Here is a 1647-nt window from a genome sequence, read left to right on the forward strand (position 1 = left end):
AGTAGACCGTCCAGTAAATCCGTACCCGGATAGAGCTGGAGCGATTATCTCCTTTCAGCACCTCTTAGAGAGTGTTCTCTGCGGAGAACGCCTCTCATGTCATCAGGACCCCGACCAGTCTCACTCACTTTGACCGCTCAAGATCGGTCCGATCTTGAAGCGGTCACTCGCAGGGCAACCAGTTCACAGCGGGACGGATTTCGTGCGCGTATTGTTCTCCTTGCCGCAGAGGGCTACAATAACACGGAGATTGCGACCGAACTCTCCTGTACCCGCAAAACCGTTCGAAAGTGGCGTGGCCGCTTTGCCGAGACTGGCCGGGCCGGGCTCGCTGACGCAGCCCGGCCCGGTTGCCCGCCAACCTACGATGACTCTGTTCGAGCACTCATCACCGCTATCGCGTGTGAACTCCCGTCTAAACGGAATCTTCCGCTCTCCCGGTTGAGTATCACTGATGTTCACATGGTCGCTGTGACTGAGATTGACCATTGCCCTTCACCTTCGACGATCGCCGCCTGGCTCAAGCAGGCAGCAATCAAGCCTTGGACGTGTACCTCCTGGAAGAGACCGCGTGATCCAGAGTTCGCTCAGAAAGCTGCTCCAGTGCTGGATCTGTACAACGGCACGTGGAACGACAAAGATCTAACCGAGAGAGATGTGATCATTTGCGCTGACGAAAAGACAGCGATCAAGGCTCGGGCCCGGCACCGAAGTCCGCCAGGACCGGGCACGTCGATGCGAGTCGAACACGAGTACGAGCGCCACGGGGGCTGTACCTATCAAGCAGCCCTCAACGCTAGCACAGGAGAAGTCTACGGCCGCTGTGTGACTCGGAACACGCGGGCGAATTTCGAGCGACTCGTTGAAGAAGTGATGTCACACCCGATCTGCTCAGCGGCAGATCGGGTGTTCTGGATTCTCGACAACGGCAGCGCCCATCATCCAAACACGTTCACGTGGTGGTTGAAGAAACAGTACGACAACGTGGAGGTGCTGCACCTTCCCAAGGGAGGTTCTTGGTTGAATCAGATTGAACTCTACTTCGCAGTCTTGACACGGAAGGCATTGACTGGTGGCAGTTTTGCGTCAGTTGTAGAGTTAATGCACCAGATCGCTGGTTTCGAAGTGCTCTGGAATGCAGTTCCAGAGCCCTTCGAGTGGACGTACACGACAAAGGACCTTGAGAAACTGCTTGAGAGGCACCCAACGATAGAGTGATGCTTTTTGCGGGCGTCTGACTAGTATGGCTTCGATTCCTGAGATAGCTCGCCGCCAGTTGACCGACCGTCTTGAGACACACGCGCGCACCGCGTGGGATGAGCGGTGCGCGCGTGTGGATGTTCGTTTCCGGGGTGAGTACGCATACATCGACGCACTCCAGAGTAATCCCTGGATCAGTCCAACTGCAAGCGAACAGGAAACAGAACAGATTCGACAAACCCCGACGAAACTCTGCCGACTCACGTGGACTGGAGACTCCGACTCGTGGGGGTTCGCCTTCTACAAGTACAGCGATGATCGGTACGAGCCGTCGATCTGCCTCGACGGCTCGTTTGCTGGATCTCCAGAATCGTGCTTCGACACTGCCGCACAACTCTATCTCCAGTAGGGACCGCTACCGGGTACGGATTTACTGGACGGTCTACT

1 protein-coding gene is annotated in these 1647 nt (G+C 56.3%); it reads left to right on the forward strand.

Annotation, left to right across the window (positions count from 1 at the left end; translation table 11 throughout):
• Nucleotides 1-96: 96 nt before the first annotated feature.
• Entirely contained in the window at nt 97-1218 is a 1122-nt protein-coding gene (locus tag BW940_RS20725) for an IS630 family transposase (protein ID WP_076611036.1), read from the forward strand.
• Nucleotides 1219-1647 lie beyond the last annotated feature (429 nt).

The organism is Natronorubrum thiooxidans (assembly GCF_900156475.1).
Classification (GTDB): domain Archaea; phylum Halobacteriota; class Halobacteria; order Halobacteriales; family Natrialbaceae; genus Natronorubrum; species Natronorubrum thiooxidans.